General features: G+C 64.0%; 21 protein-coding genes. 12 read left to right on the top strand and 9 right to left on the bottom strand.

Translation table 11 applies throughout. The features are described from left to right. Positions 1-12: 12 nt before the first annotated feature. The 3 genes from ShzoTeo12_RS17700 to ShzoTeo12_RS17710 form a co-directional block, all read right to left on the bottom strand. Complete coding sequence (locus ShzoTeo12_RS17700) at positions 13-1548, bottom strand: sugar ABC transporter ATP-binding protein (protein ID WP_318913253.1); 1536 nt, start codon at positions 1546-1548, stop codon at positions 13-15. Between the two features lie 64 nt (positions 1549-1612). Then, positions 1613-2608: a rhamnose ABC transporter substrate-binding protein gene (rhaS, locus tag ShzoTeo12_RS17705; RefSeq protein WP_119254322.1), complete on the bottom strand. Its 996-nt coding sequence runs from the start codon at positions 2606-2608 to the stop codon at positions 1613-1615. Between the two features lie 50 nt (positions 2609-2658). Beyond that, the gene (locus ShzoTeo12_RS17710; protein WP_119254323.1) at positions 2659-3471 is read right to left on the bottom strand and encodes a DeoR/GlpR family DNA-binding transcription regulator; all 813 of its coding nucleotides are present in this window, start codon (positions 3469-3471) and stop codon (positions 2659-2661) included. Between the two features lie 202 nt (positions 3472-3673). Between ShzoTeo12_RS17710 and ShzoTeo12_RS17715 the strand changes: the two genes are divergently transcribed. The 4 genes from ShzoTeo12_RS17715 (at position 3674) to greA (ending at position 8043) form a co-directional block, all read left to right on the top strand. After that, entirely contained in the window at positions 3674-5770 is a 2097-nt protein-coding gene (locus ShzoTeo12_RS17715) for a bifunctional rhamnulose-1-phosphate aldolase/short-chain dehydrogenase (RefSeq protein ID WP_318913256.1), read from the top strand. 24 nt (positions 5771-5794) lie between these two features. After that, positions 5795-7087 carry an L-rhamnose catabolism isomerase gene (gene rhaI, locus ShzoTeo12_RS17720; protein WP_318913258.1) on the top strand — a complete coding sequence of 431 codons (1293 nt, stop codon included), beginning with the start codon at positions 5795-5797 and terminating at the stop codon, positions 7085-7087. Between the two features lie 165 nt (positions 7088-7252). Beyond that, complete coding sequence (locus tag ShzoTeo12_RS17725; protein WP_119254326.1) at positions 7253-7462, top strand: hypothetical protein; 210 nt, start codon at positions 7253-7255, stop codon at positions 7460-7462. A 98-nt stretch (positions 7463-7560) separates the two neighbouring features. After that, positions 7561-8043 (top strand): transcription elongation factor GreA, encoded by a 483-nt coding sequence (gene greA / locus ShzoTeo12_RS17730; protein WP_318913260.1) that lies wholly within the window; start codon positions 7561-7563, stop codon positions 8041-8043. 92 nt (positions 8044-8135) lie between these two features. On the opposite strand, the gene ShzoTeo12_RS17735 is transcribed toward greA, so the two are convergent. Both ShzoTeo12_RS17735 and ShzoTeo12_RS17740 read right to left on the bottom strand, forming a co-directional pair. After that, positions 8136-9374 (bottom strand): saccharopine dehydrogenase family protein, encoded by a 1239-nt coding sequence (locus ShzoTeo12_RS17735; protein ID WP_318913261.1) that lies wholly within the window; start codon positions 9372-9374, stop codon positions 8136-8138. 37 nt (positions 9375-9411) lie between these two features. Then, positions 9412-10512 carry a carboxynorspermidine decarboxylase gene (locus ShzoTeo12_RS17740; RefSeq protein WP_318913263.1) on the bottom strand — a complete coding sequence of 367 codons (1101 nt, stop codon included), beginning with the start codon at positions 10510-10512 and terminating at the stop codon, positions 9412-9414. Positions 10513-11038: 526 nt separating this feature from the next. Here ShzoTeo12_RS17740 and ShzoTeo12_RS17745 point away from each other — a divergent pair. Then, entirely contained in the window at positions 11039-13309 is a 2271-nt protein-coding gene (locus tag ShzoTeo12_RS17745; protein WP_318913264.1) for a heavy metal translocating P-type ATPase, read from the top strand. Further along, positions 13306-13872 carry an SCO family protein gene (locus tag ShzoTeo12_RS17750; protein WP_318913266.1) on the top strand — a complete coding sequence of 189 codons (567 nt, stop codon included), beginning with the start codon at positions 13306-13308 and terminating at the stop codon, positions 13870-13872. The genes ShzoTeo12_RS17745 and ShzoTeo12_RS17750 overlap by 4 nt, the downstream gene beginning before the upstream one ends. A gap of 99 nt (positions 13873-13971) precedes the next feature. Here ShzoTeo12_RS17750 and ShzoTeo12_RS17755 read toward each other — a convergent pair whose 3' ends face one another. Beyond that, entirely contained in the window at positions 13972-14388 is a 417-nt protein-coding gene (locus tag ShzoTeo12_RS17755; RefSeq protein ID WP_318913267.1) for a helix-turn-helix domain-containing protein, read from the bottom strand. Between the two features lie 460 nt (positions 14389-14848). Between ShzoTeo12_RS17755 and ShzoTeo12_RS17760 the strand changes: the two genes are divergently transcribed. The 3 genes from ShzoTeo12_RS17760 (at position 14849) to ShzoTeo12_RS17770 (ending at position 17786) form a co-directional block, all read left to right on the top strand. Beyond that, positions 14849-15784, top strand: a complete 936-nt coding sequence (locus ShzoTeo12_RS17760) for a L,D-transpeptidase family protein (protein WP_413251195.1) — start codon at positions 14849-14851, stop codon at positions 15782-15784. A gap of 16 nt (positions 15785-15800) precedes the next feature. Further along, positions 15801-16508, top strand: a complete 708-nt coding sequence (locus ShzoTeo12_RS17765) for a L,D-transpeptidase (RefSeq protein WP_318913271.1) — start codon at positions 15801-15803, stop codon at positions 16506-16508. A gap of 84 nt (positions 16509-16592) precedes the next feature. After that, positions 16593-17786: an amidohydrolase family protein gene (locus tag ShzoTeo12_RS17770; RefSeq protein WP_318913272.1), complete on the top strand. Its 1194-nt coding sequence runs from the start codon at positions 16593-16595 to the stop codon at positions 17784-17786. 144 nt (positions 17787-17930) lie between these two features. Here the strand turns inward: ShzoTeo12_RS17770 and ShzoTeo12_RS17775 are convergent, their stop codons facing one another. Beyond that, positions 17931-20492, bottom strand: a complete 2562-nt coding sequence (locus ShzoTeo12_RS17775) for an FAD-dependent oxidoreductase (protein WP_318913274.1) — start codon at positions 20490-20492, stop codon at positions 17931-17933. Positions 20493-20747: 255 nt separating this feature from the next. Here ShzoTeo12_RS17775 and chrA point away from each other — a divergent pair, with 255 nt between their 5' ends. Further along, a complete protein-coding gene (gene chrA / locus ShzoTeo12_RS17780) occupies positions 20748-22148 on the top strand; it encodes a chromate efflux transporter (protein WP_413251177.1) in 1401 nt (466 codons plus the stop codon). 3 nt (positions 22149-22151) lie between these two features. Here the strand turns inward: chrA and ShzoTeo12_RS17785 are convergent, their stop codons facing one another. Further along, positions 22152-22709 (bottom strand): helix-turn-helix domain-containing protein, encoded by a 558-nt coding sequence (locus tag ShzoTeo12_RS17785; RefSeq protein WP_318913277.1) that lies wholly within the window; start codon positions 22707-22709, stop codon positions 22152-22154. A gap of 71 nt (positions 22710-22780) precedes the next feature. Between ShzoTeo12_RS17785 and ShzoTeo12_RS17790 the strand changes: the two genes are divergently transcribed. Then, positions 22781-23917: an aminotransferase gene (locus ShzoTeo12_RS17790; protein WP_318913278.1), complete on the top strand. Its 1137-nt coding sequence runs from the start codon at positions 22781-22783 to the stop codon at positions 23915-23917. 162 nt (positions 23918-24079) lie between these two features. Beyond that, positions 24080-24226 carry a DUF1127 domain-containing protein gene (locus ShzoTeo12_RS17795; RefSeq protein ID WP_119254340.1) on the top strand — a complete coding sequence of 49 codons (147 nt, stop codon included), beginning with the start codon at positions 24080-24082 and terminating at the stop codon, positions 24224-24226. A gap of 533 nt (positions 24227-24759) precedes the next feature. On the opposite strand, the gene ShzoTeo12_RS17800 is transcribed toward ShzoTeo12_RS17795, so the two are convergent. Beyond that, the gene (locus ShzoTeo12_RS17800) at positions 24760-25464 is read right to left on the bottom strand and encodes a ParA family protein (RefSeq protein WP_318913280.1); all 705 of its coding nucleotides are present in this window, start codon (positions 25462-25464) and stop codon (positions 24760-24762) included. Positions 25465-25487: the final 23 nt, after the last annotated feature.

The raw sequence follows: 25487 nt of genomic DNA on the forward strand, positions 1-25487 counted from the left end.
GCTCATCCGTCCCTATGCGTTGCCGGTCGCCGCGCGCACCAGCGTTTCCGCCGTCAGCCCGTCGCGGTCGTACAGGCCGGCCATCAGCCCCTCGCGCATCACCATCACGCGGTCCGACATGCCGAGGATTTCCGGCAGCTCGGAGGAGATCATGACGATGGAAAGGCCTTCGCCGGCAAGTTCCGAGATGAAGGCATGCACGGCGGCCTTGGAGCCGATGTCGATGCCCTTGGTCGGCTCGTCGAGGATGATGACCTTCGGCTTCGTGGCGAGCCATTTTCCGATCACCACCTTCTGCTGGTTGCCGCCCGAAAGCGTGCCGACCGGCACGGAGAGTGCGGCGGCGCGAAGGTCCAGCCGCTCGGCATATTTGCGCGCCAGCGAAAACTCGTTGATCGCTTTCAGGAAGCCGCGCGTCGAGGTGCGGGCGAGCGAGGGCAGCGACATGTTCTGGTAGATCGGCATTTCGAGCGCGAGGCCGTGGCGGCCGCGCTCTTCCGGCACATAGACGATGCCGGCGGCAATGGCGTCGGCGGAGGAGCGGATGGCGATCTCGCGCCCGTTGAGGAAGGTCTTTCCCGAGGCCGGAACGGTCATGCCGAACAGCGACTGGCAGAGTTCCGAGCGTCCCGCGCCGATCAGGCCATAGACGCCGAGGATCTCGCCGCGCCGGAGGTCGAAGGAGATGTCGCGGAATTCCGTGTCGTGACAGTAGCCCTCGACCCTGAACACGGTCTCGCCGATGGCGACCTTGCTCTTGGGGAAGACGTCATGCACGTCGCGGCCGACCATCAGCCGCACGATCTCCTCCTGCGGCGTTTCCTTCAGCCGGCCTGCGCCCACCATGCGCCCGTCGCGGAAGACGGCGTAACTGTCGGCGATCTCGTAAAGCTCGTCGAACTTGTGGCTGATGAAGAGGATGGCCTTGCCCTGTTTCTTCAGGTTTTCGACGATGCGGAAGAGATCGTCGATCTCCTTGCGGGAAAGGGCGGCCGTCGGCTCGTCCATGATGACGATGCGGGCCTCGACGGAAAGCGCCCGGGCGATCGCCACCAGATGCCGCTGGGCAATGGAGAGGTCCTTCAGCTTGATCGTCGGGTCGATATTGCTTTCGAGCTGGTGCATCAGCGCGCGGGCGCGCTCGTTGATGGTTTTCCAGTCGATGAGGCCGAAGCGCGTGCGCGGCGCGTGGCCGAGGAAGATGTTCTCGGCGACCGTCAATTCGTCGAAAAGCACGGTCTCCTGATGGATCGCCGTCACGCCGGCGTCGATGGCGGCCTGCGCGTTGGCGAAGGTCACGGGCTGGCCGTCCATGACGATCTCGCCCTCGTTCGGGCGGTAGATGCCAGTGAGGATCTTCACCAGCGTCGATTTGCCCGCGCCGTTCTCGCCGATCAGCGCCGTCACCTCGCCGGGATAGAGCGCGATATCGACGCCGTCGAGCGCCTTCACGCCGGGGAAGATCTGCGAGATGCCGCGCATCTCCAGAATGGGCGTTCCCGCCGCCTCGGTCCTCGCGACCGGAATGGAAGCTGCTGCGCTCGTCATCGACTGTACCGGAAAAGGAAAGGAAACCCGGCGGCCGGAGCCGCCGGGAGGCTGGTTCGAAGGATCAGAAGATCTTCGAGAACTGGTCGATGTTCGAGGCGTCGTAGACGAAGGGATCGGCCATGGCGGCTTCGCCATTGTCGCCGACCTTGATCTTGCCCATGCGGCCGGCTTCGATTTCCGAGCCCGGCGCGCCGTCCGTGTCACCCTTGACGAGGTGATAGGCGATCTGGGTGGCGGAATAGCCGAGGTCGATCGGGTTCCAGATGGCGAATTCCTTGGTCGCGCCCGACTTGATGGCGCCAGCCATCTCGGAGGGCAGGCCAAGGCCTGTCACGTAGACTTCACCGATCTTGCCGGCATCCTTGACGGCCTGCGAGGCGGCGAGGACGCCGACCGTCGTCGGGGCGACGATGACCTTGACGTTCGGCTGCGAGGTCAGGAGGCCGTTGGCCTCGCGGTAGGATTTGTCGGCCAGGTCGTCGCCATAGACGGTGGTGACGAGGTTGAGACCCGGGAAGTCCTTGATCTGCTTCTTCATCTCCTCGATCCAGGTGTTCTGGTTGGTCGAGGTCGTCGTTGCCGAGAGGATCGCGAAGTCACCCTTGCCGTCCGGCAGGTGGTCCTTGGCGAGCTGCAGGCACATCTTGCCGATCAGCTCGTTGGAAGACGGGTTGAGGTGCATGATGCGGCCTTCCGGCGCCACGCCCGAATCCCAGGAGATGACCTTGATACCACGCTGCTGCGCCTTCTTCAGCGCCGGGACGACGGCGTCCGGGTCGTTGGCGGAGATTGCGATGGCGTCGACGCCCTGCGCGATCAGCGAGTTAATGACTTCGATCTGGCCTTCGGCCGTCGTCGTGGTCGGGCCGGTATAGATGATCTCGACGCCGCCGAGTTCCTTGGCGGCTTCCTCCGCGCCCTTGTTGGCGGCTTCGAAGAAGCCGTTGCCGAGCGACTTGACGAGAAGGGCGATCTTCATGTCCGCGGCATTGGCCGTGGATACCATGGCGGCAAGCGCGAGCGCCGCGCCGGCGAGCAGTTTGGTGGTCAGTTTCATGGTTTTCCTCCCAGTGTTGAAACGTTCGATCCTCCCGGCCGCCCGCCTTGTCAGGCCGCCGAGGTGGAATCCTCCTTCTCGGTCGAAGCCATGGGCTTCACCGTGATGAGCCTTATGCCGGCATGGGCGACCATGGCGGCCGCCTCGTCCGAAATCCTGTCGTCGGTGATGATCGTGGTGACATTCTCCAGCGGGCACAGAATGAGGCTGGAGCGCCGCTCGAACTTGCTGGAATCGACCATGACGATCAGCTCTTCCGCCTGCCGCATCAGCTTCTGCTCGCTCTGGATGACCAGCGCGTCCGCCTCCATGATGCCGAGTGCATTGACGCCCTGTGCGCCGATGAACATGCGCCGCGCATAGAAATTGCGGATCGCGTCATTGTCGAAGGGTGAGAGGATGAGGCTCTGGTCGCGGTAGATCGCGCCGCCGGGAACGCTCACCGTGCATTTGGAATGCTTCACCAGATGCTCGGCGATGGCGAAGGAATTGGTCATGACCTGCAGGCGGCGGGCCGACATGAAATGCACCATCTGGAACGTCGTGGTGCCGCCGTTGATGATGATCGAGTCGCCTTCCTCGCAGAGCTCCACCGCGCGGCGGGCGATTGCGCGCTTGCGATCGATGTTGATCGATTCGGAGACCTTGAACGGACGCGCTGCCAGATTGCCGAGCTGCGGCGGATGCACGGCCTCGGCGCCGCCGCGCACGCGGCGCAGCTTGCCTTGCACATGCAGCGCGGCGATGTCGCGGCGGATCGTGGCTTCGGATGCCTCGGTCAGTTCGGCGATATCCTGCACCGTCACGACGGGCTTTTCCTGGATCGCGCTCAAAATGATGCGATGGCGTTCGCGTTCGTGCATGGGGCTCCTCCTCAGTATGATTTATTCGCATTCAATTTATCTTGTCAATCAGAAACGATCAAAAAAGAGCATATTGCACTGCACAATGATCTTTAATGATCAAAAATGATTGACATTGCGAGGCAAGGTGCGCCATAGCTCTGGCAAAGGAGACGGGAAGCCGCGCCGGCATCCCGTGATTGGACAGACCAGGGAGGATGTCATGACGGGCCAGCCCCGCCTTCTCGAAAACCGTTGGGACGACGCCTATGCCGCGAGGCTCGACGAGCCCGGCAAGCTGCTCTACCGCTCCAATCTCCTCGGCGCCGACAAGCGCATCACCAACTATGGCGGCGGGAATACCTCGGCCAAGGTGGAGGAAACCGATCCGCTGACGGGCGAAAAGGTCCGCGTTCTGTGGGTGAAGGGCTCCGGCGGCGACGTCGGCACGATCAAGCTCGACGGTTTCGCCACGCTCTACATGGAGAAGCTGGAAGCGCTGAAGGGCATCTACAGGGGCGTCGAGGACGAGGACCGCATGGTCGGCTTCCTGCCGCACTGCACCTTCAACCTCAACCCGCGCGCCGCCTCCATCGATACGCCCCTGCACGGCTTCGTGCCCCATGTGCATGTCGACCACATGCACCCGGACGCGATCATCGCCATCGCCGCCGCGAAGAATTCGAAGGCGCTGACGGCGCAGATCTTCGGCGAGGAGATCGGCTGGCTGCCCTGGCGCCGCCCCGGCTTCCAGCTCGGCCTCGACCTCGAAGCCTTCGTCAAGGCGAATCCCAAGGCCAAGGGCGTCGTGCTCGAAAGCCACGGGCTCTTCACCTGGGCGGACGACGCTAGGGATTGCTACCTGCTGACGCTCGACATCATCAACCGGGCGATCGAATGGTTCGGCAGGGAGACGGAAGGCAAGACGATCTTCGGCGGCGCCGTCGCCAAGAGCCTCGATGAAGCCGGGCGCCGTGCCGTCGCTGCGAAGCTCATGCCGGAAATCCGCGGCCGCATCGGCAAGGGCGAGCGCAAGCTCGGCCATTTCGACGACCAGGCCGCCGTACTGGAATTCGTCAATTCGAAGGACCTGAAGCCGCTTGGCGCGCTCGGCACTTCCTGCCCGGACCATTTCCTGCGCACTAAGATCCGCCCGCTGATCGTCGATTTCGATCCGGCAAAGCCCGACGTGGATGCCGTGATCGCCGGCCTCGACAAGGCGCTGGAAGATTACCGCGCCGACTACACGCGCTACTATGAAGCCTGCAAGCGCGGCAATTCACCGGCCATGCGCGATCCGAACCCGGTCATTTTCCTCGTTCCCGGTGTCGGCATGCTCTCCTTCGCCAAGGACAAGGCGACGGCGCGCATCGCCGGTGAGTTCTATGTCAACGCCATCAACGTGATGCGCGGCGCCTCCACGGTTTCCGAATATCAGGGACTGCCCGAGCAGGAGGCCTTCGACATCGAATATTGGCTGCTGGAGGAGGCAAAGCTCCAGCGCATGCCGAAGCCGAAGAGCCTTGCCGGCCGTGTCGCCTTCGTGACGGGCGGCGCCGGCGGCATCGGCCGCGCGACGGCAGAACGGCTGGCGGGCGAGGGCGCCTGCGTGGTGCTGGCCGATATCGATGGCAATGCGCTGGCGGAAGTCGGTGCGGATTTCGCGAAGAAGTATAGCGGCGATGTCGTGCGCACCGTCACGCTCAACGTGACGGACGAGGCGGGCGTCATTTCTTCCTTCGCGGAGGCCTGCGTCGAATTCGGCGGCGTCGATATCCTCGTCTCCAATGCGGGCATCGCCTCTTCCGCGCCCGTCGAAAGCACGGAGCTTTCGATGTGGAACAAGAATATCGATATTCTCGCGACCGGCTATTTCCTTGTCTCCCGCGAGGCGTTCCGCCTGTTCCGCCGCCAGAATATCGGCGGCAACGTGGTCTTCGTCGCCTCCAAGAACGGCCTTGCCTCCTCGCCCAACGCCTCGGCCTATTGCACGGCCAAGGCCGCCGAGATCCATCTTGCGCGCTGCCTTGCGCTGGAAGGCGCGGAAGCGGGCATCCGCGTCAACACGGTCAATCCGGACGCGGTGCTGCGCGGCTCGAAGATCTGGGGCGGCGAGTGGCGCGAACAGCGCGCCGCCTCCTCGAAGATCGAGGTGAGCGAGCTGGAGGAGCATTACCGCAAGCGCTCGATGCTCAAGCTCAACGTCTTCCCGGAGGACATCGCCGAGGCGATCTATTTCCTCGCATCGGACCTTTCGGCAAAGTCGACGGGCAACATCATCAACGTGGATGCCGGCAACGCGCAGAGTTTCCCGCGCTAGTCCGCGTGGATCAGGGAGGATGGAATGGCTGAATTCAGGATCGCGCAGGATGTCGTCGCGCGGGAAAACGACAGGCGCGCCTCGGCGCTGAAGGAAGACTACGAGGCGCTCGGTGCGAACCTCGCCCGCCGTGGCATCGACATCGAGGCCGTCACGGCCAAGGTCGAAAAGTTCTTCGTCGCCGTCCCCTCCTGGGGCGTCGGCACGGGCGGCACGCGCTTTGCGCGCTTTCCCGGCACCGGCGAGCCGCGCGGCATCTTCGACAAACTGGACGACTGCGCCGTCATCCAGCAGCTGACGCGCGCCACGCCCAATGTCTCGCTGCATATCCCGTGGGACAAGGCCGATCCGAAGGAACTGAAGGCGAAGGGCGATGCGCTCGGCCTCGGCTTCGACGCCATGAACTCCAACACCTTCTCCGATGCGCCCGGCCAGAAACATTCCTACAAATTCGGTTCGCTCAGCCACACTGACGCGGCGACACGCGCCCAGGCGGTCGAGCACAATCTGGAATGCATCGCGATCGGCAAGGCCATCGGCTCCAAGGCGCTGACGGTCTGGATCGGTGACGGCTCCAACTTCCCCGGCCAGAGCAATTTCACCAAGGCGTTCGAGCGCTACCTTGCCGCTATGGCGGAGATCTACAAGGGCCTGCCGGATGACTGGAAGCTCTTCTCCGAGCACAAGATGTACGAGCCGGCTTTCTATTCGACGGTCGTGCAGGACTGGGGCACCAATTACCTGATCGCCCAGACGCTCGGCCCCAAGGCCCAGTGCCTCGTCGACCTCGGCCATCACGCGCCGAACACCAATATCGAGATGGTCGTCGCCCGGCTCATCCAGTTCGGCAAGCTCGGCGGCTTCCACTTCAACGATTCCAAATATGGCGACGACGACCTCGATGCCGGCGCCATCGAGCCTTACCGGCTCTTCCTCGTCTTCAACGAGCTGGTGGATGCGGAAGCGCGCGGCGTGGAAGGCTTCCATCCTGCCCACATGATCGACCAGTCGCACAACGTCACCGACCCGATCGAGAGCCTGATCAACAGCGCGAACGAAATCCGCCGCGCCTACGCGCAGGCCCTCCTCGTCGACCGCACGGCGCTTTCCGGCTACCAGGAGGACAACGACGCCCTGATGGCGACGGAGACGCTCAAGCGCGCCTACCGCACCGACGTGGAGCCGATCCTCGCCGAGGCCCGCCGCCGCACGGGCGGCGCCGTCGACCCCGTCGCGACCTATCGGGCCAGCGGCTATCGCGCCAAGGTGGCCGCCGAGCGCCCCGCTTCCGTCGCAGGCGGTGGCGGCATCATCTGAGGTCTGCAAGCTTCCTTCCGTCCTCTCGACCCCGGCGAATGTGACTTTCGCCGGGGCTTTTTACGCGAAGCGTTCCGTCGTCCGTACGCTTTCGCACAAAGCCGTGAGGGCCCGGAACTTCCGGGGCTGTTGCGTGTTCGATTCCTGCCGTGAAGGGAGGGCGAAATGAACGAACAGACCGATATCCAATTGCATTTCGACGTTCTCAGTTGCCGTGCGCTGGTGTGCTGCGAGGGCAAGGACTATGTGCTGCCGGATGCCTATCCGACCCGCGAGGCGGCCGAGGCGGCGGCGAAGAAATTCGCTTGGGAAAAGCTTGGCGCGCAGAAGCGTCGCGGCCGCAAGCCTTCCGACCTTGCCATCTGGCTGCGGTAGCTTTCGCGCGCGAATGTCCGTAAGGATAGGCTTTTGAGCAATGCCGGCCGCCAGACCATTGGGCGGCGTGGATTGCGTGGTCATAACGGAGTTCGCGCGTGAGCGTTGCATTCGTCAAGGAAGAGAGCGCGGAGACAGCGGCGGAAACGCAGCTGCCGGACCGCCCCGTTTCTCCGCATCCCAATCTCGTGACGGAGACGGGCCTGAAGGCGCTCGAGAGCCAGCTTCAGGAGGCCAGGGAGGCCTATGAGGCCGCCAACGCGATCGAGGACATCAATGAGCGCCGCCGCCAGCTGGCCGGCCCCGTTCGGGACCTTCGCTACCTCTCCGAGCGGCTGCGCACCGCCCAGCTCGTTCCGGCTCCCGCGACGAACGACGCCGTCGCCTTCGGCAGCACCGTCACCTTCAACCGGGACGACGGCCGCGTGCAGACCTACCGCATCGTCGGCGAGGACGAGGCCGATCCCAAGGCAGGGTCGATCTCCTATGTCTCCCCCGTCGCGCGCCTCCTCATGGGCAAGGCGGTCGGCGATGTGGTGACGATGGGCGGGCAGGAACTGGAGATCGAGAAGATCGCCTGATTGGCGATAGCCGTCATGAGAAAGGCCGGCATTACGCCGGCCTTTCCGTTTTGGCAGCCTTGCCCATGCCGTCCACGGCATGGGCATCGAGCTTAGAAGCTGACGGCGCGGTCGCCGTCCTCGTCCTGGATGCGGGTCGGCAGGCCGATCCGGTTCAGGAGGTTGATGAAGGGCTTCGGCGGCAGTTCTTCCACATTCGCCATCTTCTTCACGTCCCACTCGCCGGTGGCGACGAGCATCGCGGCGGCGACCGGCGGAACGCCGGCGGTGTAGGAGATGCCCTGCGAGCCGACTTCCTCATAGGCTTCCTTGTGGTTGGCCACGTTGTAGATGAAGACGGTCTTTTCCTTGCCGTCCTTCAGGCCCTTCACGTAGTCGCCGATGCAGGTCTTGCCCTCGTAGCCGGGGGCGAGCGATGCCGGATCGGGCAGCACGGCTTTGACGACCTTGAGCGGCACGACTTCCTGGCCTTCGGCCGTCTTGACCGGCTGCTCGGAGAGCAGGCCGAGGTTCTTCAGCACGGTGAAGACGTTGATGTAGTGATCGCCGAAGCCCATCCAGAAGCGCACATTCGCGCCGTCCATGTTCTTGGCGAGCGAATGCACCTCGTCGTGGCCGCACAGATAGGCGCGGCGCGTTCCGACGACCGGCAGGTCGTAGTCCTTGCCGATCTCGAACATCTTGTTGGTCTGCCACTGGCCGTTCTGCCAGGAATAGACGACGCCGGTGAATTCGCGGAAGTTGATTTCCGGGTCGAAGTTCGTGGCGAAGTACTTGCCGTGGCTGCCGGCATTGATGTCGACGATGTCGACATCCGTCACCTTGTCGAGATATTCGTCCTTGGCGAGCTTGGCATAGGCGTTGACGACGCCCGGGTCGAAGCCGGCGCCGAGAATGGCGGTGATGCCCTTCTCCTCGCATTCGGCGGCGCGCTTCCACTCGTAGTTACCGTACCACGGCGGGGTCTCGCAGATCTTGCCCGGCTCTTCGTGGATCGCGGTGTCGATATAGGCGACGCCCGTATCCATGCAGGCGCGCAGCACCGACATGTTGAGGAAGGCGGTGCCGACATTGATGACGATCTCGGACTTCGTCGACGTGATGAGCGCCTTGGTGGCCTCGATGTCGAGCGCGTCGAGGGCGTGACCTTCGAGCACGCCCGGCTGCTTCATCGCCTTCTTCTCATGAACGGACGCGATGATCTTGTCGCACTTCGCCTTGGTGCGCGAAGCGATGTGGATGTCGCCGAGCACGTCGTTGTTCTGGGCGCACTTATGCGCAACGACCTGTGCAACGCCGCCGGCGCCGATGATGAGCACGTTCTTCTTCATTTCCCGGAATAGCTCCTTCTGGGGTTGATGAGGGGGATTAGGAAAGGCTTGTTTCGTAGTCCGCGTAATCGAATTCGCGGACGGTGCGGATGCTGCCATCGAGTTCACGGATGGCGATCGCCGGCATTTTCACGCCGTTGAACCAGTTCTTCTTGACCATAGTGTAGCCGGCGGCGTCCTGGACAGAAATGCGGTCGCCGACCTTCAGTTCCTGCTCGAAATTGAACTCGCCGAAGATGTCACCGGCAAGGCAGGACTTGCCGCAGACCATATAGCGGTGCGGCCCGGTGTTCGGGGAAAGCTTGGCGCTCTCGCGGTAGATCAGCAGGTCCAGCATGTGCGCCTCGATGGATGAGTCCACGATGGCGAGGTCCTTGCCGTTGTTGAGCGTGTCGAGCACGGTCACTTCAAGCGAAGTGGACTTGGTGATCGAAGCTTCGCCCGGCTCCAGATAGACCTGCACGCCGTATTCGCCGGCAAAGCGCTTCAGCCGCTCGGCGAATTTTTCCAGCGGGTAGTCCGCGCCGGTGAAGTGGATGCCGCCACCGAGGCTCACCCATTCCGCCTTCTTCAGGAGGGGCGCGAACTTCTCCTCGATGGTGCCGAGCATGCGGTCGAAGAGGTCGAAATCGCCGTTCTCGCAGTTGTTGTGGATCATGAAGCCCGAGACGCGGTCCATGACCGGTTCGACCTTCTTCACATCCCATTCGCCGAGGCGCGAGAAGGGGCGGGCGGGGTCGGCAAGGTCGAAGCTCGACGAGGAGATGCCCGGATTGAGGCGCAGGCCACGGACGATGCCGGAAGCCTTGTCCGAGAAGCGGTCGAGCTGACTGACAGAGTTGAAGATGATCTTGTCGGCGTGGCTGATGACCTCGTCGATCTCGTAATCGGCATAGGCGACGGAATAGGCGTGCGTTTCCTTGCCGAAGCGCTCGTGGCCGAGGCGCACCTCGTTCAGCGACGAGGAGGTGGTGCCGTCCATGTAGTCCCGCATGAAATCGAAGACCGACCAGGTGGCGAAGCACTTCAGCGCCAGCAGCGCCTTGGCGCCGGAAATCTCGCGCAGCAGTGCGATCTTTTCCATGTTGGCGAGAAGCTTCGACTTGTCGATCAGATAGTAGGGCGTGTTCAGGGACATGGAGGACCTGTCTTCTTGCTGTGGATCGCGCGCCGGCAGCGCCGGAACGCGAGGAATCGCGGCAGAAGAGGCGTCAGCCTCCCGCTCCGCGTGGGCTCAGGAAAGGAACCGTCTGTTACGGTATCGTCGTCCGGACACGGCGATGTGACAGCGCCCTGGCGCTGTTCGCACGGTCAAGGTATCGGGTGAAATGGAGGACGGGCAGGCGCGGTGTCTTCGCCGGCCGCACGGAGGCGTCGGGCGTAACGGCGTCTAAGCCAGACCGTGCCGCGATGGCACGCATCGTAAAGCGTTCTTCCGTTCGGGGGGCATCTACCGAGCCCATCCCCGATTGGAAGAGGGCGTCGCAAGACATGGCGTCCTCCCCAACCAGCAGATGAAACCTGCAATAAGTGGGCGCTCTCTAGCACAGGCCGGCCGCAGAATTCAATGCGGTACTTTGGCCGATTTTTTTCGAAATCGGTACTTGCACCTCTAGTCGCTAGAGGTCGTAGAACATCCTCAACAGACTGAAGAGGATTATGCGATGTCGGATGTGAAAGAGACGCGTTTCCGGGTGGAGGGCATGGATTGCGCCTCCTGCGCCAGCAAGATCGATACGGCCGTGCGCCGCATGCCGGGGGTCGCGGACGTTTCCGTTTCCGTCACAGCCGGGACGATGCGCGTGCAGCACGACGTGACGAGTGACCTGGAGGCGATCCGCCGCAAGGTCTCCGGCCTCGGCTATACGGTGACGCCGGGCGCGGCAGTGGCAGCGGAAAAGCCGGCGGGCAAGCATGTGCACGGCCCCGGCTGCAATCATGGGCACGATCACGACCATGCACATGATCACGACCACCACGACCATGATCACGCCGGCCACGACCACGACGCCAAGCCGAAAGCAGCCGCCATCGAAGGGCTGCATGGGCACGACCACGGCCCATCGGAAGGCCCGTGGTGGAAAGGCAAGAAGGGCCGCCTCACCATTCTCGCCGGCGCATCGCTGGTCGTCGCCTACGGTATCGGCCATCTCTTCCCGGCGATCGAGACCTATGCCTTCATCATCGCGATGTTCGTCGGTCTCGTGCCGATCGCCCGCCGCGCCATCATGGCGGTGCTCGCCGGCACGCCCTTCTCCATCGAGATGCTGATGACCATTGCCGCCGTCGGCGCCGTCATCATCAACGCCACGGAGGAAGCGGCCGCCGTCGTCTTCCTGTTCCTCGTCGGCGAACTGCTGGAGGGCGTTGCCGCCGGCAAGGCGCGCGACAGCATCCGCTCGCTCTCCGCCCTCGTGCCCAAGACCGCGCTTCTGGAAGAAGGGGAGGGCCGCACGAAGGAAGTGCCGGCCGAGCAGCTTGCCGTCGGTGCCGTTATCCTCGTGCGTCCGGGCGACCGCATTTCCGCCGACGGCACGATCATCGAGGGCGAAAGCGCCATCGACGAAGCGCCCGTCACCGGCGAAAGCACGCCCGTGCGCAAGGAAGTCGGCGACACGGTCTTCGCCGGTACGGTCAACGGCGATGCCGCCCTGCGCATCCGCGTCACCGCCGCCGCATCCGACAACACCATCGCCCGCGTCATCAAGCTGGTCGAGGAAGCGCAGGAATCGAAGGCCCCCACCGAGCGCTTCATCGACCGCTTCTCCAAATATTACACGCCCGGCGTGGTCGTCGTCGCCGCGCTCGTCGCGGTCATCCCGCCGCTCTTCTTCGGCGGCATCTGGAGCGAATGGGTCTACAAGGGCCTTGCCGTCCTGCTGATCGGCTGCCCCTGCGCGCTGGTCATCTCCACGCCTGCCGCCATCGCCGCCGCGCTTTCGGCCGGCGCGCGGCGCGGCCTGCTCATGAAGGGCGGCGCGGTGCTGGAAGGCCTCGGCAAGCTCACCGCCATCGCCTTCGACAAGACCGGCACTTTGACCGAGGGCAAGCCTGTCGTCACCGACATCGTCGCCTTCTCCCAGCCGGCGGCTGAGGTCCTGCGCCTCGCCGCCGCGCTGGAGGTCGGCTCCAGCCATCCGCTGGCCCTCGCCATTCTCGGCAAGGCTGCCGACGACGGCGTCGTTCCCCCGGTCGCCACCGGCTCCCGTGCGCTGGGCGGCAAGGGCGTCACCGCCACCGTCGAGGGCAAGGACATCTTCCTCGGCTCGCCCAAGGCTGCCGCCGATCGCGTCACGCTCTCGCCGGAGGTACAAGCCGCTACCACGGCGCTCAACGACGACGGCAAGACTGTCTCCATGCTGATCGTCGACGGCGTTCTCGCCGGGGCCATCGCCATGCGCGACGAGCCGCGCGCCGATGCCGCCGCCGGCCTGAAGACCCTGCGCGACGCCGGTATCAAGACGATCATGCTGACCGGCGACAATGCCCGCACGGCCAAAGCCGTCGGCGCCGAACTCGGTATCGAGGTCCGCGCCGAGCTGATGCCCGAGGACAAGCAGCGCATCGTCGGCGAACTCCAGCGCGAAGGCTTCGTCGTCGGCAAGATCGGCGACGGCATCAACGACGCCCCGGCGCTCGCGGCCGCCAATATCGGCATCGCCATGGGCGGCGGCACGGACGTGGCGCTGGAAACGGCGGATGCCGCCATCCTGCACGGCCGCGTCGGCGACGTCGCGCTGATGACGGATCTTTCCAGGCGCACCATGCGCAACATCACGGAGAACATCGTCATCGCCCTCGGCCTCAAGGGTGTCTTCCTGGTCACCACCATCGTCGGCATCACCGGCCTCTGGCCGGCGATCCTCGCCGATACCGGCGCCACTGTGCTCGTCACGATGAACGCCCTGCGCCTCCTGAGGTCCATCAAGGGATGAAGCGGCGCACCCTCATCGCTCTCTTCATGGGGACCGCGGCGGCAGGCGTGCTGACCGCGGTCCTCGCCCCGCGCCAGGACCAGCCGAAACAGCGCGCCTTCACCCTGCAGACGGTCGACGGAGATCCCTTCCGCTCGGCCGATCTTGCCGGCAAGCCCTATCTCGTCTTCTTCGGCTTCACCCATTGCCCGGATGTCTGCCCGACCGCGCTCTTCGAGCTGTCGGCGCTCCTGAAGGATATCGGCCCGGCGGCCGATCGCATCACGCCGCTCTTCGTCTCCATCGATCCCGAGCGGGATACGGCGGATTTGCTGAAGCTCTACATGACGTCCTTCGACCCGAGGATCGTCGCGCTCCGCGGCGATGCCGCGCAGACGAAATCGGCGGCGGATGCGTTCTCTGCCTTCTATCGGAAGGTCCCGACGGCGTCCGACAGCTATACGATGGAGCATACGGCGGGGCTCTTCCTCATCCGCGCCGACGGCCGCCTGCAAGGCATGCTCGACATGCACGAGCCGCGCGAAAACCAGCTGCAGAAACTGAAGCTGCTGGCCGCGTCCTAGAGCATTTCCAGCCGAAGCGAAATCGCTTCGGCGTCGGATAATGCGATAAAAACAAGAATCTAGAACACGTTCGGAGAACCGGAGTCCACCGGACGTGCTCTAGTCGTGATCGTCGGTGCAGAGGTCGTGGTTGGCCAGCGCCCGGATGACGTAGCAATCGCTGATCTGGTCGGAGTGGCAATGGCTGGTGATGCGCTCCAGCTCCGCCTCCAGCTTGCGCAGCCGGGCGATCTTGCGCCGCACGGTCGCAAGCTGCTCGGCGGCGATGCGGTCGGCGTCGTGGCAGGGGCGCTCGGGGTGCTGGCTGAGGTCGATCAACTCGCGGATCGCGTCAATGGTGAGGCCGAGGTCGCGGGCATGGCGGATGAAGGCGAGCCGGTCGCGCTCCTCGCTGGAATAGCGCCGCTGGTTGCCTTCGGAACGTTCGGCATGGGAAAGCAGGCCCATCTGCTCGTAGTAGCGGATGGTCGGAACCTTGACGCCCGTTTCCCTGGAAAGATCGCCGATCGTCAGCATAGCATTCGCCTCTTCAATGAGCCCACCAAGAGATGTGGCGGGCGCCGTCGCAAATCAAGTTTTCTCTCGGTAGAGCGGCCCGGCGCAAGCGTCTGACGATATTGTGTTCGCGCCGTGATGTCAGGTCGAAAGAAAGCCGCAAAGCTGGGGTTGAAGCTCAAGGGGCTTGAGGATTTAAGCTCCAGCCGAACTGCAGCCCCGGATTCGGGGTGAAAACTGAGGCATGACGCCGCGCGAGGGCCGATGAAGGCCGTAAGATTAACGAAGTTCTAAGCAATCGCTTGGACTCTGAACCGAGACGCGCCGCGGGGACTGCGGCGCACCACGGACCCCGAAAAACCGAAAACGACCCATGTTTGCGCTTCGCCACCGTCTTTCTCTTGAAACTGCCCGCCTGCGTCTCCCGCTTCTCGCGCGCTTGGCCGCTGCGACCGTCGCCGGCGGCCTGCTCGCCGGCTGCATGGCCATGGACGTCGCTTCGCTCGCCGAGGCGCCGAAGCTTTCCAACAAGGTGAAAGCCGAGATGTCGAAGAAGAAGATGCGCCCGGAGAGCCCCGTGCTCGTGCGCATCTTCAAGCAGGAAAGCGAGTTGGAAGTCTGGAAGGTCGATACGAGCGGCAAATACGCGCTCTTCAAGACCTATCCGATGTGCCGCTGGTCCGGAAAGCTCGGGCCCAAGACGAAGAGCGGCGACCGGCAGGCGCCGGAAGGCTTCTACCATGTCTCCGCCGGCATGCTGAATCCGAATTCGCAATATTACGTCTCGTTCAACCTCGGCTATCCGAACAGGCTGGAATCGGCGCTCGGCTATTCGGGCGAGGCGCTGATGGTGCATGGCGCCTGTTCGTCCTCGGGCTGCTACGCCATGACGGACCAGGGCGTCGGCGAGATCTACGCCATCGTGCAGAAGGCGCTGGAGAGCGGGCAGGACCGCTTCCAGGTGCAGGCCTATCCCTTCCGCATGACCACGGAGAACATGGCCAAGCACAAGGGCGACCCGAACATGCCCTTCTGGCGCACCCTGAAAGAGGGCTACGACGCTTTCGCCTTCACCAAGCGCCAGCCGAAAGTCTCCGTCTGCGGCGGCCGCTACGTCTTCAACAAGGAATTCGCGACCGGCGAGCCGAGCGATCCGCTGGCGCAGTGCCCGGCCACTGTCGATGGCGCCGACAATGATCTGATGGCGAAGATCGGTGCGGAACAAAAGAAGCTGGATGCGGCTTTTGCAGGCGCCGCGCCGGTTTCCAGTTTCTCCTATTCGGACGGCGGCATGCATCCGAGCTTCCGCTCGCTGCTCAAGCAGGAGGGGGCAAAGGGCATGGCCGCGCGCATCTCGCGGACGAAATACCCGGTCAGCCGGCCCGAAGCCGCTCTTGCCGATCCCTATGACGATTGATGTGTGAGGACATGTATTGACTGGTGAAAGCGTAACCCGCCGGTCCTTCCTGCTCGGCAGCGCAGGATTGGCAACCACCGTTCTGGCCGGCTGCACCTCGGTGCCCGTTCGCGAAAGGGTGGCCGTCGAGCCCGAGCCGGTCGATACCAGCATCTACGCCGCCATGTACGGGCCGAAGCCCGACGAGCAGTTTCCGCTGCCGGCCATCCCCTACCAGAAGATCGATCCGCGCTTCTACCGCCAGATGGTGCCGAACCCCACCGGCGAGCGCCCCGGCGTGATCGTCGTCGATACCGCGAGCCATTTCCTCTACCTCACCTATGAGGATGGGCAAGCCATGCGCTATGGCGTCGGCCTTGGCCGCGCCGGTTTCGAATGGGCCGGCCGCGGCGTCATCCAGTACAAGCGCGAATGGCCGCGCTGGACGCCGCCGGACGAGATGATCGGCCGCCAGCCGGAGCTGGAGCCTTACAGCTCCCGCAACGGCGGCATGGAGCCCGGCCTCAAGAACCCGCTCGGTGCCCGTGCGCTCTATATCTTCCGCGACGGCGAGGATACGCTCTACCGCATTCACGGCTCGCCGGAATGGTGGACCATCGGCAAGTCCGTCTCGTCCGGCTGCGTGCGCATGATGAACCAGGACGTCGTCGACCTCTACAATCGCGTGCAGAACGGCACGCCCATCGTGGTGCTCGGTTCGCCGGCCGTTGCCGCGGCCTATTGACTGTATACGATTTTCGCGTCTAATTGTGTGCGATATGGTTTGCTCCCATCGGGCAGGCCCGGTCGCGCATGATGGAGACGCGAGATGACGGAAACTCTTTTCACCAATGCGAAGCTGGCCGATGGCTCGCTGAAGGATATCGGCGTCGTGCACGGACGCGTCGTCTCGATCGCGCCGGCCGGCGCGACGTCGGATGCGGCGCGGAAGATCGACATTGCCGGTGCGCTGCTGGTGCCGGCCTTCGTCGAGGGTCATATCCACCTCGACACGAGCTTCTACGGCGACAAATGGATCCCGCACAAACCCTGCACGAATGGTTTCGATGTGCATGAGCGCGTCGCCTTCCAGGCGCAAAACATGGCGCAGGCCGCGCCGATGGACGAGCGTGCCCGCAACCAGCTCGAGCTTTGCGTCGCCAACGGCTCCCTCCAGATGCGCAGCCATGTCATGGTCGACGGCTCCGTCGGGCTGAAGTCGCTGGAAACGATCCTGAAGGTCCGCGAGGAATATCGCGGCATCATCGATATCCAGCTCGTCGCCTTCCCGCAGAGCGGCATCCTGAAAAGCCCTGGCACGCCGGAGCTTCTGGACGAGGCCATCGCCATGGGCGCCGATCTCGTCGGCGGCCTCGATCCGGCGAGCTTCGACCGCGATCTTCAGGGCCATCTCGACGTCGTCTTTGGCGTCGCGGAAAAGCATGGCGTCGGGGTCGACATCCATCTCCATGATTTCGGCACGCTCGGCGCCTTCACGGTGGAGGAAATCTGTGCCCGCACGGTGGCGCTCGGCATGCAGCACAAGGTCGCGATCAGCCACGCCTACGGTCTCGGCAATCTCGACCGGGATGCCGCCCGCCGCATCGGTGCGAAGATCGCCGCCGCCGGCGTCTCGATCATGACCAACGCGCCCGGAGACCATGCCTTCCCGCCGGTCGCGCTTCTGCGCGCCGAGGGTGTCAACGTCTTCGCCGGCAACGACAATATCCGCGATTCCTGGTGGCCTTACGGCGATGGCGACATGCTCGGCCGCGCCATGATGATCGGCTACCGCTCCGGCTTCTACACGGACGAAGACCTCGCCGCCGCCTTCGATATCGTCACCGCAGCGGGCGCAAAGGCCCTCGGCCTCGAAGGCTACGGCATCGCGCTTGGCGCCAAGGCCGACTTCGTGACGCTCGCCGCCGAACATGTGCCGGAGGCGGTTGTCGCGGTGCCGAAAGGCCGGCGGGTCTTCAAGGAAGGCCGGCTGGTCGCGGAGAACGGCGCGGTGATGCGATAATCTCTCCTTCGTCATGGTCGGGCTTGACCCGAGGGTAACGAAGGAGAGGGCGTGCTTGAAGTGAATGGACGGTCAAAGTCTTCGCAAACGAAAAAGGCGTGCCGGCTTTCCACCGGCACGCCCTTTCGTTTGATGTGAGGCCGCTTACGTGCGCGGCTTCAGGTTCTCGGGATCGTAAAGCGGCTTGTAGCCGATGCTGACCACCTCGACCGGGTAGCTCTCGTCGAAATATTCGATGTTGAGCTTGCGGCCTTCCTGGCAATAGGCATGCGGCAGGTAGGCAAGCGCGATGTTCTTGCCGATGGTCGGGCCGAAGGCGATGGAGGTGGTGTAGGAGCGGCGGCCGAGGTCGTCGATCAGGATTTCGCCGGTGGCCGGGTCCACGACCGGCAGGTTGCCGAGCGGGTAGCGCTTGACGCCGTTCTTGTCCGTATTCTCCGTCATGACGAGCGTGCAGAGCATGGCGGGCTGGTGGTCGCGCGCCTTGTATTCCAGATGCTTCGCCTTGCCGCGGAAATCGGCTTCCTTGACCTTCGGGCGGGCAAGATCCGCCTCGATGAGGTTGTACTGGGTGAGAAGGTCGGCGTTCTGGAGACGCAGGCTCTTTTCCATGCGGCGCGAGTTGGCATAGGTCTCGACGCCGACAGCCATGACGCCGGTGGAACGCAGCGCGTCCCAGACAGCAAGGCCGTCCTCGTATTTCATGTGCAGTTCCCAGCCCTGCTCGCCGACATAGGAGATGCGGAAGGCGGTGACGGTCTTGCCGGCGATCTCGATCTGCTTGATCGCGGCGAAGGGGAAGTTCTCGACGTTCAGGCCATCGGGATCGGCGACTACCTTCTTCAGGTTCTCGCGGGCGTTCGGACCCCAGATGCCGATGGTGATGAACTTCTCCGACGTGTCGGTGATGGTGACGTCGAGGCCGCGATCCTCGGCGACGCGCTTCATGTAGTGGAAGTCGCGCGGGCCGGCATCGGCGCCGTTGACGAGGCGGCAGCGGTCGGCCATGCGGAAGACGGTGAAGTCGGCGCGCACCATGCCCTCGTCGTCGAGGAAGTGGGTATAGATGCCCTTGCCGATATTGCCATCGCCGCCGATTTTTGCCGCGCAGAGCCATTCCAAGAGCTCGACATGGTCGGGACCTTCGATATCGACCATGTGGAAGTGCGAGAGGTTGATGATGCCGCAATCCTCGCTCAGCGCCAGGTGCTCGGCATTGGAGACGCGCCAGAAGTGGCGGCTGTCCCACTCGTTTTCGCGCACCGGCACGCGGTCGCCGTATTTCTCCAGAAGGTGCTCGTTGGCCTTGTAGCCATGCGCACGCTCCCAGCCGCCGAGTTCCATGAAGTAGCCGCCGAGCTCCATCTCGCGCTCGTAGAAGGGCGAGCGCTTGACGCCGCGGCCCGAGGCATAGGGCTCGCGGTTGTGCACGGCCGGGAAGTAGATCTTCTGGGCGGCCTCGTAGGTGCGGCCCTCGATGAACTTCTCTTCCAGCTGGTGCGGATAGAAGCGGGAATAGTCGATGGAGTTGTGGTCGATCTCGGTGCGGCCGTCCGTCATCCAGTCGGCGATCAGCTTGCCGTAGCCGGGACCGTCCTTCACCCAGATGGCGACGCAGTACCACAGGCCGCGCACCTTCTGGCTCTCGCCGCAGGACGCGCCGCCGCCGGCGGAAACCTGCAGCAGGCCGTTGAAGGAATGGCCTTCGTTATAGCCGAGTTCGCCGAGGATCGGCGTCAGCTCCATGGCCTTTTCGAGCGGCTCGAGGATCTGTTCCATGTCGAGGTCGCGCTGTGAGGGCGACAGGCGCGCCTCGTGCTTTTCAAGAATGTCGCGCGGATGGCAGAGACGCGGATTGGTGGTCTCGTAATAACCCCATTCGATCTGGCCGCCCTCGGTGGTCTTCGGGTCGCCCGTGTCGCGCATATAGGCCGAATTGCCTTGGTCGCGCAGCAGCGGGAAGCCGATTTCCTTGCCGGTGCCTTCGAATTCGTTGTACGGGCCGAAGAAGGTCAGCGGATGGTCGACGGGCATGACCGGCAGGTCCTCGCCCACCATCTCGGCGATCAGGCGGCCCCAGATGCCGGCGCAGACGATGACATGGTCGGCCATGATCGTGCCGCGATGGGTGACGACACCCTTGATGCGGCCCTTCTCGACGATGAGCGCGGTGGCCGGCGTGTTGCCGTAGACCTGCAGCTTGCCGGACTTCTCGGCGGCATCGACCAACTTGCCCGCGACGGTCTGCGAACGCGGGATGACGAGGCCGGCGTCGGGATCGAACAGGCCGCCCTGCACCTGGTCTTCCTCGATCAGCGGGAACATTTCCTTGATCTCGGACGGCGAGACCGAGCGGGCGCGCGTGCCGAAGGCGCGGGCGGAGGAAAGCTTGCGCTTGATCTCCTCCATCCATGCGTCATCGCCCGTGCGGGCGACTTCGAGGCCGCCGATGCGGGCGTAGTGGCCCATCTTCTCGTAGAAATCGATGGAATACTGGGTCGTCCAGACCGAGAGATAGTCGTGGCTGGTCGTGTAGCAGAAGTCCGAGGCATGCGCCGTCGAACCGATATCGGTCGGGATGCCCGACTTGTCGATGCCCACGATATCGTCCCAGCCGCGCTCGATGAGATGGTGGGCGATGGACGCGCCCACGATGCCACCCAAACCGATGATGACGACCTTCGCCTTTTGCGGAAACTCTGCCATGCTGATAGACCCCGATGAGAAATTGCGCCCGATTTTAGGGCCTCGCTCGACGCCAGTGCAGCCTGTCTGCGACTCGTCCGCGACCAGTTCCGACAGTCCCTGAAAGCGGTGCCCCCGGCCGGTGGTGCGACCCTAGCCGAACGCCAGTCCGGCGCCACCTCTTTTTTGAAATGGCGAAGGTGAGGAGCGGCTGTCGAATCCGTGTCATAAGAAGAGGCCATGTAGCGGGCCGGTTCGACGGGGAGAGGACATTCGATGGATGAGACAATGACCGCGCCTGCAAATACGGACGCGCGGCAGGGCCACGGTGTTTCCTTCGGCGAGGCGCTGCGCGTGTGGGCGCGGGTCGCGGCGCTCAGCTTCGGCGGGCCGGCGGGGCAGATCGCGGTCATGCACCGCATCGTCGTCGACGAGAAGCGCTGGATCGGCGAGAGCCGTTTTCTCCATGCGCTCAACTATTGCATGCTGCTGCCGGGGCCGGAGGCGCAGCAGCTTGCCGTCTACATCGGCTGGCTGATGCATCGCACCTGGGGCGGGCTGGTCGCCGGCCTCCTCTTCATCCTGCCGGGTTTCCTTTCCATCCTCGCCCTCAGCTATGTCTATGTGATCTTCGGCGATGCCGGCGTCGTCGAAGGGCTGTTCTTCGGCCTCAAGGCGGCGGTGCTGGCCGTGGTGGTGCAGGCGGTGTTCCGCATCGGTAGCCGGGCGCTGGTCAATCCGGCGATGATCGCCATTGCTGCCGGCGCCTTCATCGCCATCTTCGCCTTCAAGGTGCCGTTCCCGCTCATCATCCTCGTTGCCGCCATCGTCGGCTATGCCGGGTCGCGGTCGGGATCGCGCCTGTTCCGCACCGCCTCCGGCCACGCGGCCGCGCGCGGAGCCGTGCTGCAGGATCGCGATTCGCTTCTCGGCGAAGGGACGCCGGCCCATGCCCGCCCCGATCTCCTCTGGTCGCTGAAGATATCGGCGGCGCTTCTCGGCCTCTGGCTCGGACCGGTCGCGCTCATCGCGATCTTCGCCGGCGGCGGCAATGTCTTCACCGAGATCGGCATCTTCTTCAGCAAGATGGCGGTCGTCACTTTCGGCGGGGCCTATGCGGCGCTTGCCTATGTCGCGCAGGAGGCCGTGCAGCACTACGGCTGGCTGAGGCCGGGCGAGATGCTCGACGGGCTCGGCATGGCGGAAACGACGCCGGGGCCGCTGATCATGGTGCTGCAATTCGTTGGCTTTCTCGGAGCCTATCGCGATCCCGGCAGCCTCGATCCGATGGTGGCCGCGACGTTTGCCGCGATCCTCACCACATGGGTCACCTTCGTTCCCTGCTTCCTGTGGATTTTCCTCGGCGCGCCCTTCATCGAGAAGCTGCGCGGCAATGCCGCCCTTTCCGGCGCCCTGTCGGCGATCACCGCCGCGGTGGTCGGCGTCATCCTCAATCTTGCCGTCTGGTTCGTCATTCACACGCTGTTCGGCCGGGTGACTGTGCTGGCCGCTGGCCCGTTCCATATCGAACTGCCCGTCCTTGCGACGATCGTCCTGCCCTCGGCGCTGCTGGCGGCCGCGGCCGCCTTCGCGCTTTTCCGGCTGAAGGCGTCTGTGCTGCTGACGCTCGGCCTTGCGGCGCTGGCCGGCATCGGCTGGCGGCTGCTGGCCGGCTGACGGTCAGGCGATGACGTTGCGCACGAAACGCACGGGCACGTCGCCGGGATTGGCATAGGCATAGGGCCGGTCGGTGCCGTAGACGGCAAAGCTGCCCGCCGGATAGTCCTTCACCGAACCCGAAAGTTCGAGCCGCAGGGTGCCTTCCGTCACCAGCACCATCTCGTGCCAGCCGGCCGGGTCCGGCTCCGCCTCGTAGCGCTCGCCGGGGCCGAGCGACCAGAGCCACATCTGCGCCTCCACCGTTGCCGGCGCGGAGCCGAGCAGGACGGCGGTGCTTTCGGCATGCTTTCCCCGCCACGTCACCTCGTTGATCTCAGCGGATGGCGCCCGGGCGGGATCGCGCACGAGATCGACGAAGCCGACGCCCATCGCCGCGGCAAGCTTGTCGAGGCTCGAGAGGCTGATATTGGCGTCGCCTCCCTCGAGCGCCACGATCATGCGGCGGCTGATGCCGGAGGCTTCCGCCAGTGCCGCCTGGCTGAGACCCGCTGCCTGCCTGAGGCGGCGCAGGTTGCCCGAGACATGGGCGAGGACGTCGCTGCGTTCTTGACTGTGCAATATACTGCTCTATCGTTCGTGTCGAAGGGCTGCTGCCCGCTTTTCGCTTTCTAACCCGAAAGGACCCCGCCATGAAGATACGCGATTTCGGCGTCGAGATCTGGATGAACCGCTATGAAAACCATTGCGAGCTCAATCTCGCGGAAACCTGCGTCGAATCGCTGACGGTCGCCGAGCTGCTCGACATGGCCGGCAAGCGCGACGACATCCTGTCCGAGCTGCTGCCGATGAAGCTTACCTACGGCGCGATCGAGGGCAGCGACCGGCTGCGCGGACAGATCGCCGGCCTTTACGAGAAGCAGGCGATCGAGAATGTCGTCGTCACCCATGGCGCGATCGGCGCCAATGCGCTGGTGCACGAGACGCTGGTGGAGCCCGGCGACCGCGTCGTCTCGGTCCTGCCCACCTACCAGCAGCACTATTCGATCCCCGAAAGCTTCGGGGCGGATGTCGGCATTCTCAAGCTGACGCCCGAGCACGGCTTCCTGCCGGATCTTGCCGAGCTGCGCCGCCTTGCCACGCCCGGCACGAAGCTCATCTGCCTCAACAACCCCAACAATCCGACCGGCTCGCTGATGGATCGCGACTTCCTCTCGCAGGTCGTCGAGATCGCGCGCGGCTGCGGCGCCTGGATCCTCTGCGACGAGGTCTATCGCGGCACGGACCAGCAGGGCGACGGCATGACGGCCTCCATCGCCGATCTTTATGAAAAGGGCATCAGCACCGGCAGCATGTCGAAGACCTATTCGCTGGCGGGCCTCCGCCTCGGCTGGATCGTCGGGCCGAAGGCGCTGCTTCACAAGGTTTCCATCCATCGCGATTACAACACGATCAGCGTCGGCATGCTGGACGACCATTTCGCAGCCATCGCGCTGGAAAATCGCGACAAGATTCTTGCGCGCAGCCATGAGATCACCCGGCGCAACCTTGCCATCCTCGCCGAATGGGTGGAGGGCGAGCCGCTGATTTCCTGGGTGAAGCCGAAATCCGGCACGACCGCGCTCCTGAAATACGACCTCCCGCTCACTTCCGAAGCCTTCTGCACCAGGCTGCTGGAGCGCACCGGCGTCATGCTGACACCCGGCAGCGCCATGGACATGGAAGGCTATCTTCGCATCGGCTACGCCAATGGCGAAGCGATCCTGCGCGAGGGCCTGAAGCGCTTCACCGCCTTCCTGCGCGAGGAGCAGGCCGCGCGCGCCGCATAGCTGCTTCGTTAATGAAACCTTACTCACCCATGCATTCACTGCATGGGTGACGTGTCAGCTTCGCGCTTTTCCGCAGCGCAGCATGACGGTACAAGGCGGCCATCGAAAGACGCGGCGCCACGGACCGGTGCCGAACAGAGAGCCCTACGAAAGGGGATCATCATGAACATGGCACGTTCCTTCAACAATTGGCGCAAGTACCGTCAGACCGTCAACGAACTCGACCGCATGTCCGCTCGCGAACTGCGCGACCTCGGCATCGAGCGTTCGGAAATCAAGGCTGTCGCCCGCGCCGCCGTCGGCTTCTGACCGACGCCGCAAGGCAAGATTTCAAAAACGCCCGCCTTCCGGCGGGCGTTTTTGCATGTGCGAACGAATCACCTCGGCGAGACTTAATTCAACGGAATTGAGATATACGTTACGCGCATAACGCATAGCTGCATTGCAAAACGGTGCCTATGAAATAATCAGGAATCGGATATAGTCACACTTATCGAAGCAACGTACCTCCTCCCACGAAGCTTCGATGGATGCAGAAGGCCTACTCCTCCTCCCAGGGCCGACTGCGGGAATGACGACACTCCTCCTCCCAGTCGTCATTCGGTTCTATCGGAAAGCCTGCCGCACCTCCTCCCGCGGCAGGCTTTTCCGCTTCTGGACCTGAGTTTTCTCAAAGAACAGTTCGAACGCTGGCGGGCCGGGTTTGGCGGATGTGTCCCTGCTCTCCGTCATTATGCCCTACCTCTCCCTCGTCATGCTCGGGCTTGACCCGAGCATCCATCCTGTCGGTAGAGACGGGTGCAGAAGCGTGGAAGGCGGGAACGCCGAAAGGAAGCGGTGCCTCAGGCGACGTTGCGAAGGCCCGGAATGCCGGCATGTCGCGCGGCGGGTATCTGCTGCAGCACTTCCAGCGCCAGCGCGCGGGCATTCTCCTGGGCCTTGTCCAGATTGCTGACGCGGCGCGCATCCATCGAATAGAGCGTGCCGCCGCAGCCGAACATGTCGCGGAAAGCGGAGCGTTCGATGATCGGCGTTTCGAGAAGGTGCACGCGCCGGGCGGCGAGCAGGTCCTTGACGGCGTTCATCGCGCGCGTCGTCACCATCGAGTTGACGCGCGTCAGCACGACGGAATGGCGGATGCGGATATCGGCCTTGTCCTCGAGATATTGCAGGAGCTCGATAACATTGGCACCGCCCTGGGCGTCCATGGCCGACCCCTGCACGGGGATCAGCACATAGTCGGCATGGCCGACCGCCTTGGCGAGCAGCGAGGAGCGCGAGCCCGGCAGGTCGATCAGCACGAAATCGGCGCGCGTCTTCTCCTCGGTGAGCTGCCGGTCGATCGAGTTCATGGTGACGTAGGGCACCACGGTCAGCTTGCCGAGCGCGCTTTGCGACGTCTCGTACCAGCGGGTGATCCAGTGCTGCGGATCGGCGTCGAGCACCGAGACGCGGAAGCCGAGGCGGGCAAGCTCGGTGGCGAGCAGCAGCACCGCCGTCGTCTTGCCGGCGCCGCCCTTGGTATTGGCGAAGGTGATGACGGGCATGGGCTTCTCCGGATCGGTTCGTC

The sequence above is a fragment of the Shinella zoogloeoides genome, assembly GCF_033705735.1.
Taxonomy (GTDB): Bacteria; Pseudomonadota; Alphaproteobacteria; order Rhizobiales; family Rhizobiaceae; genus Shinella; species Shinella zoogloeoides_A.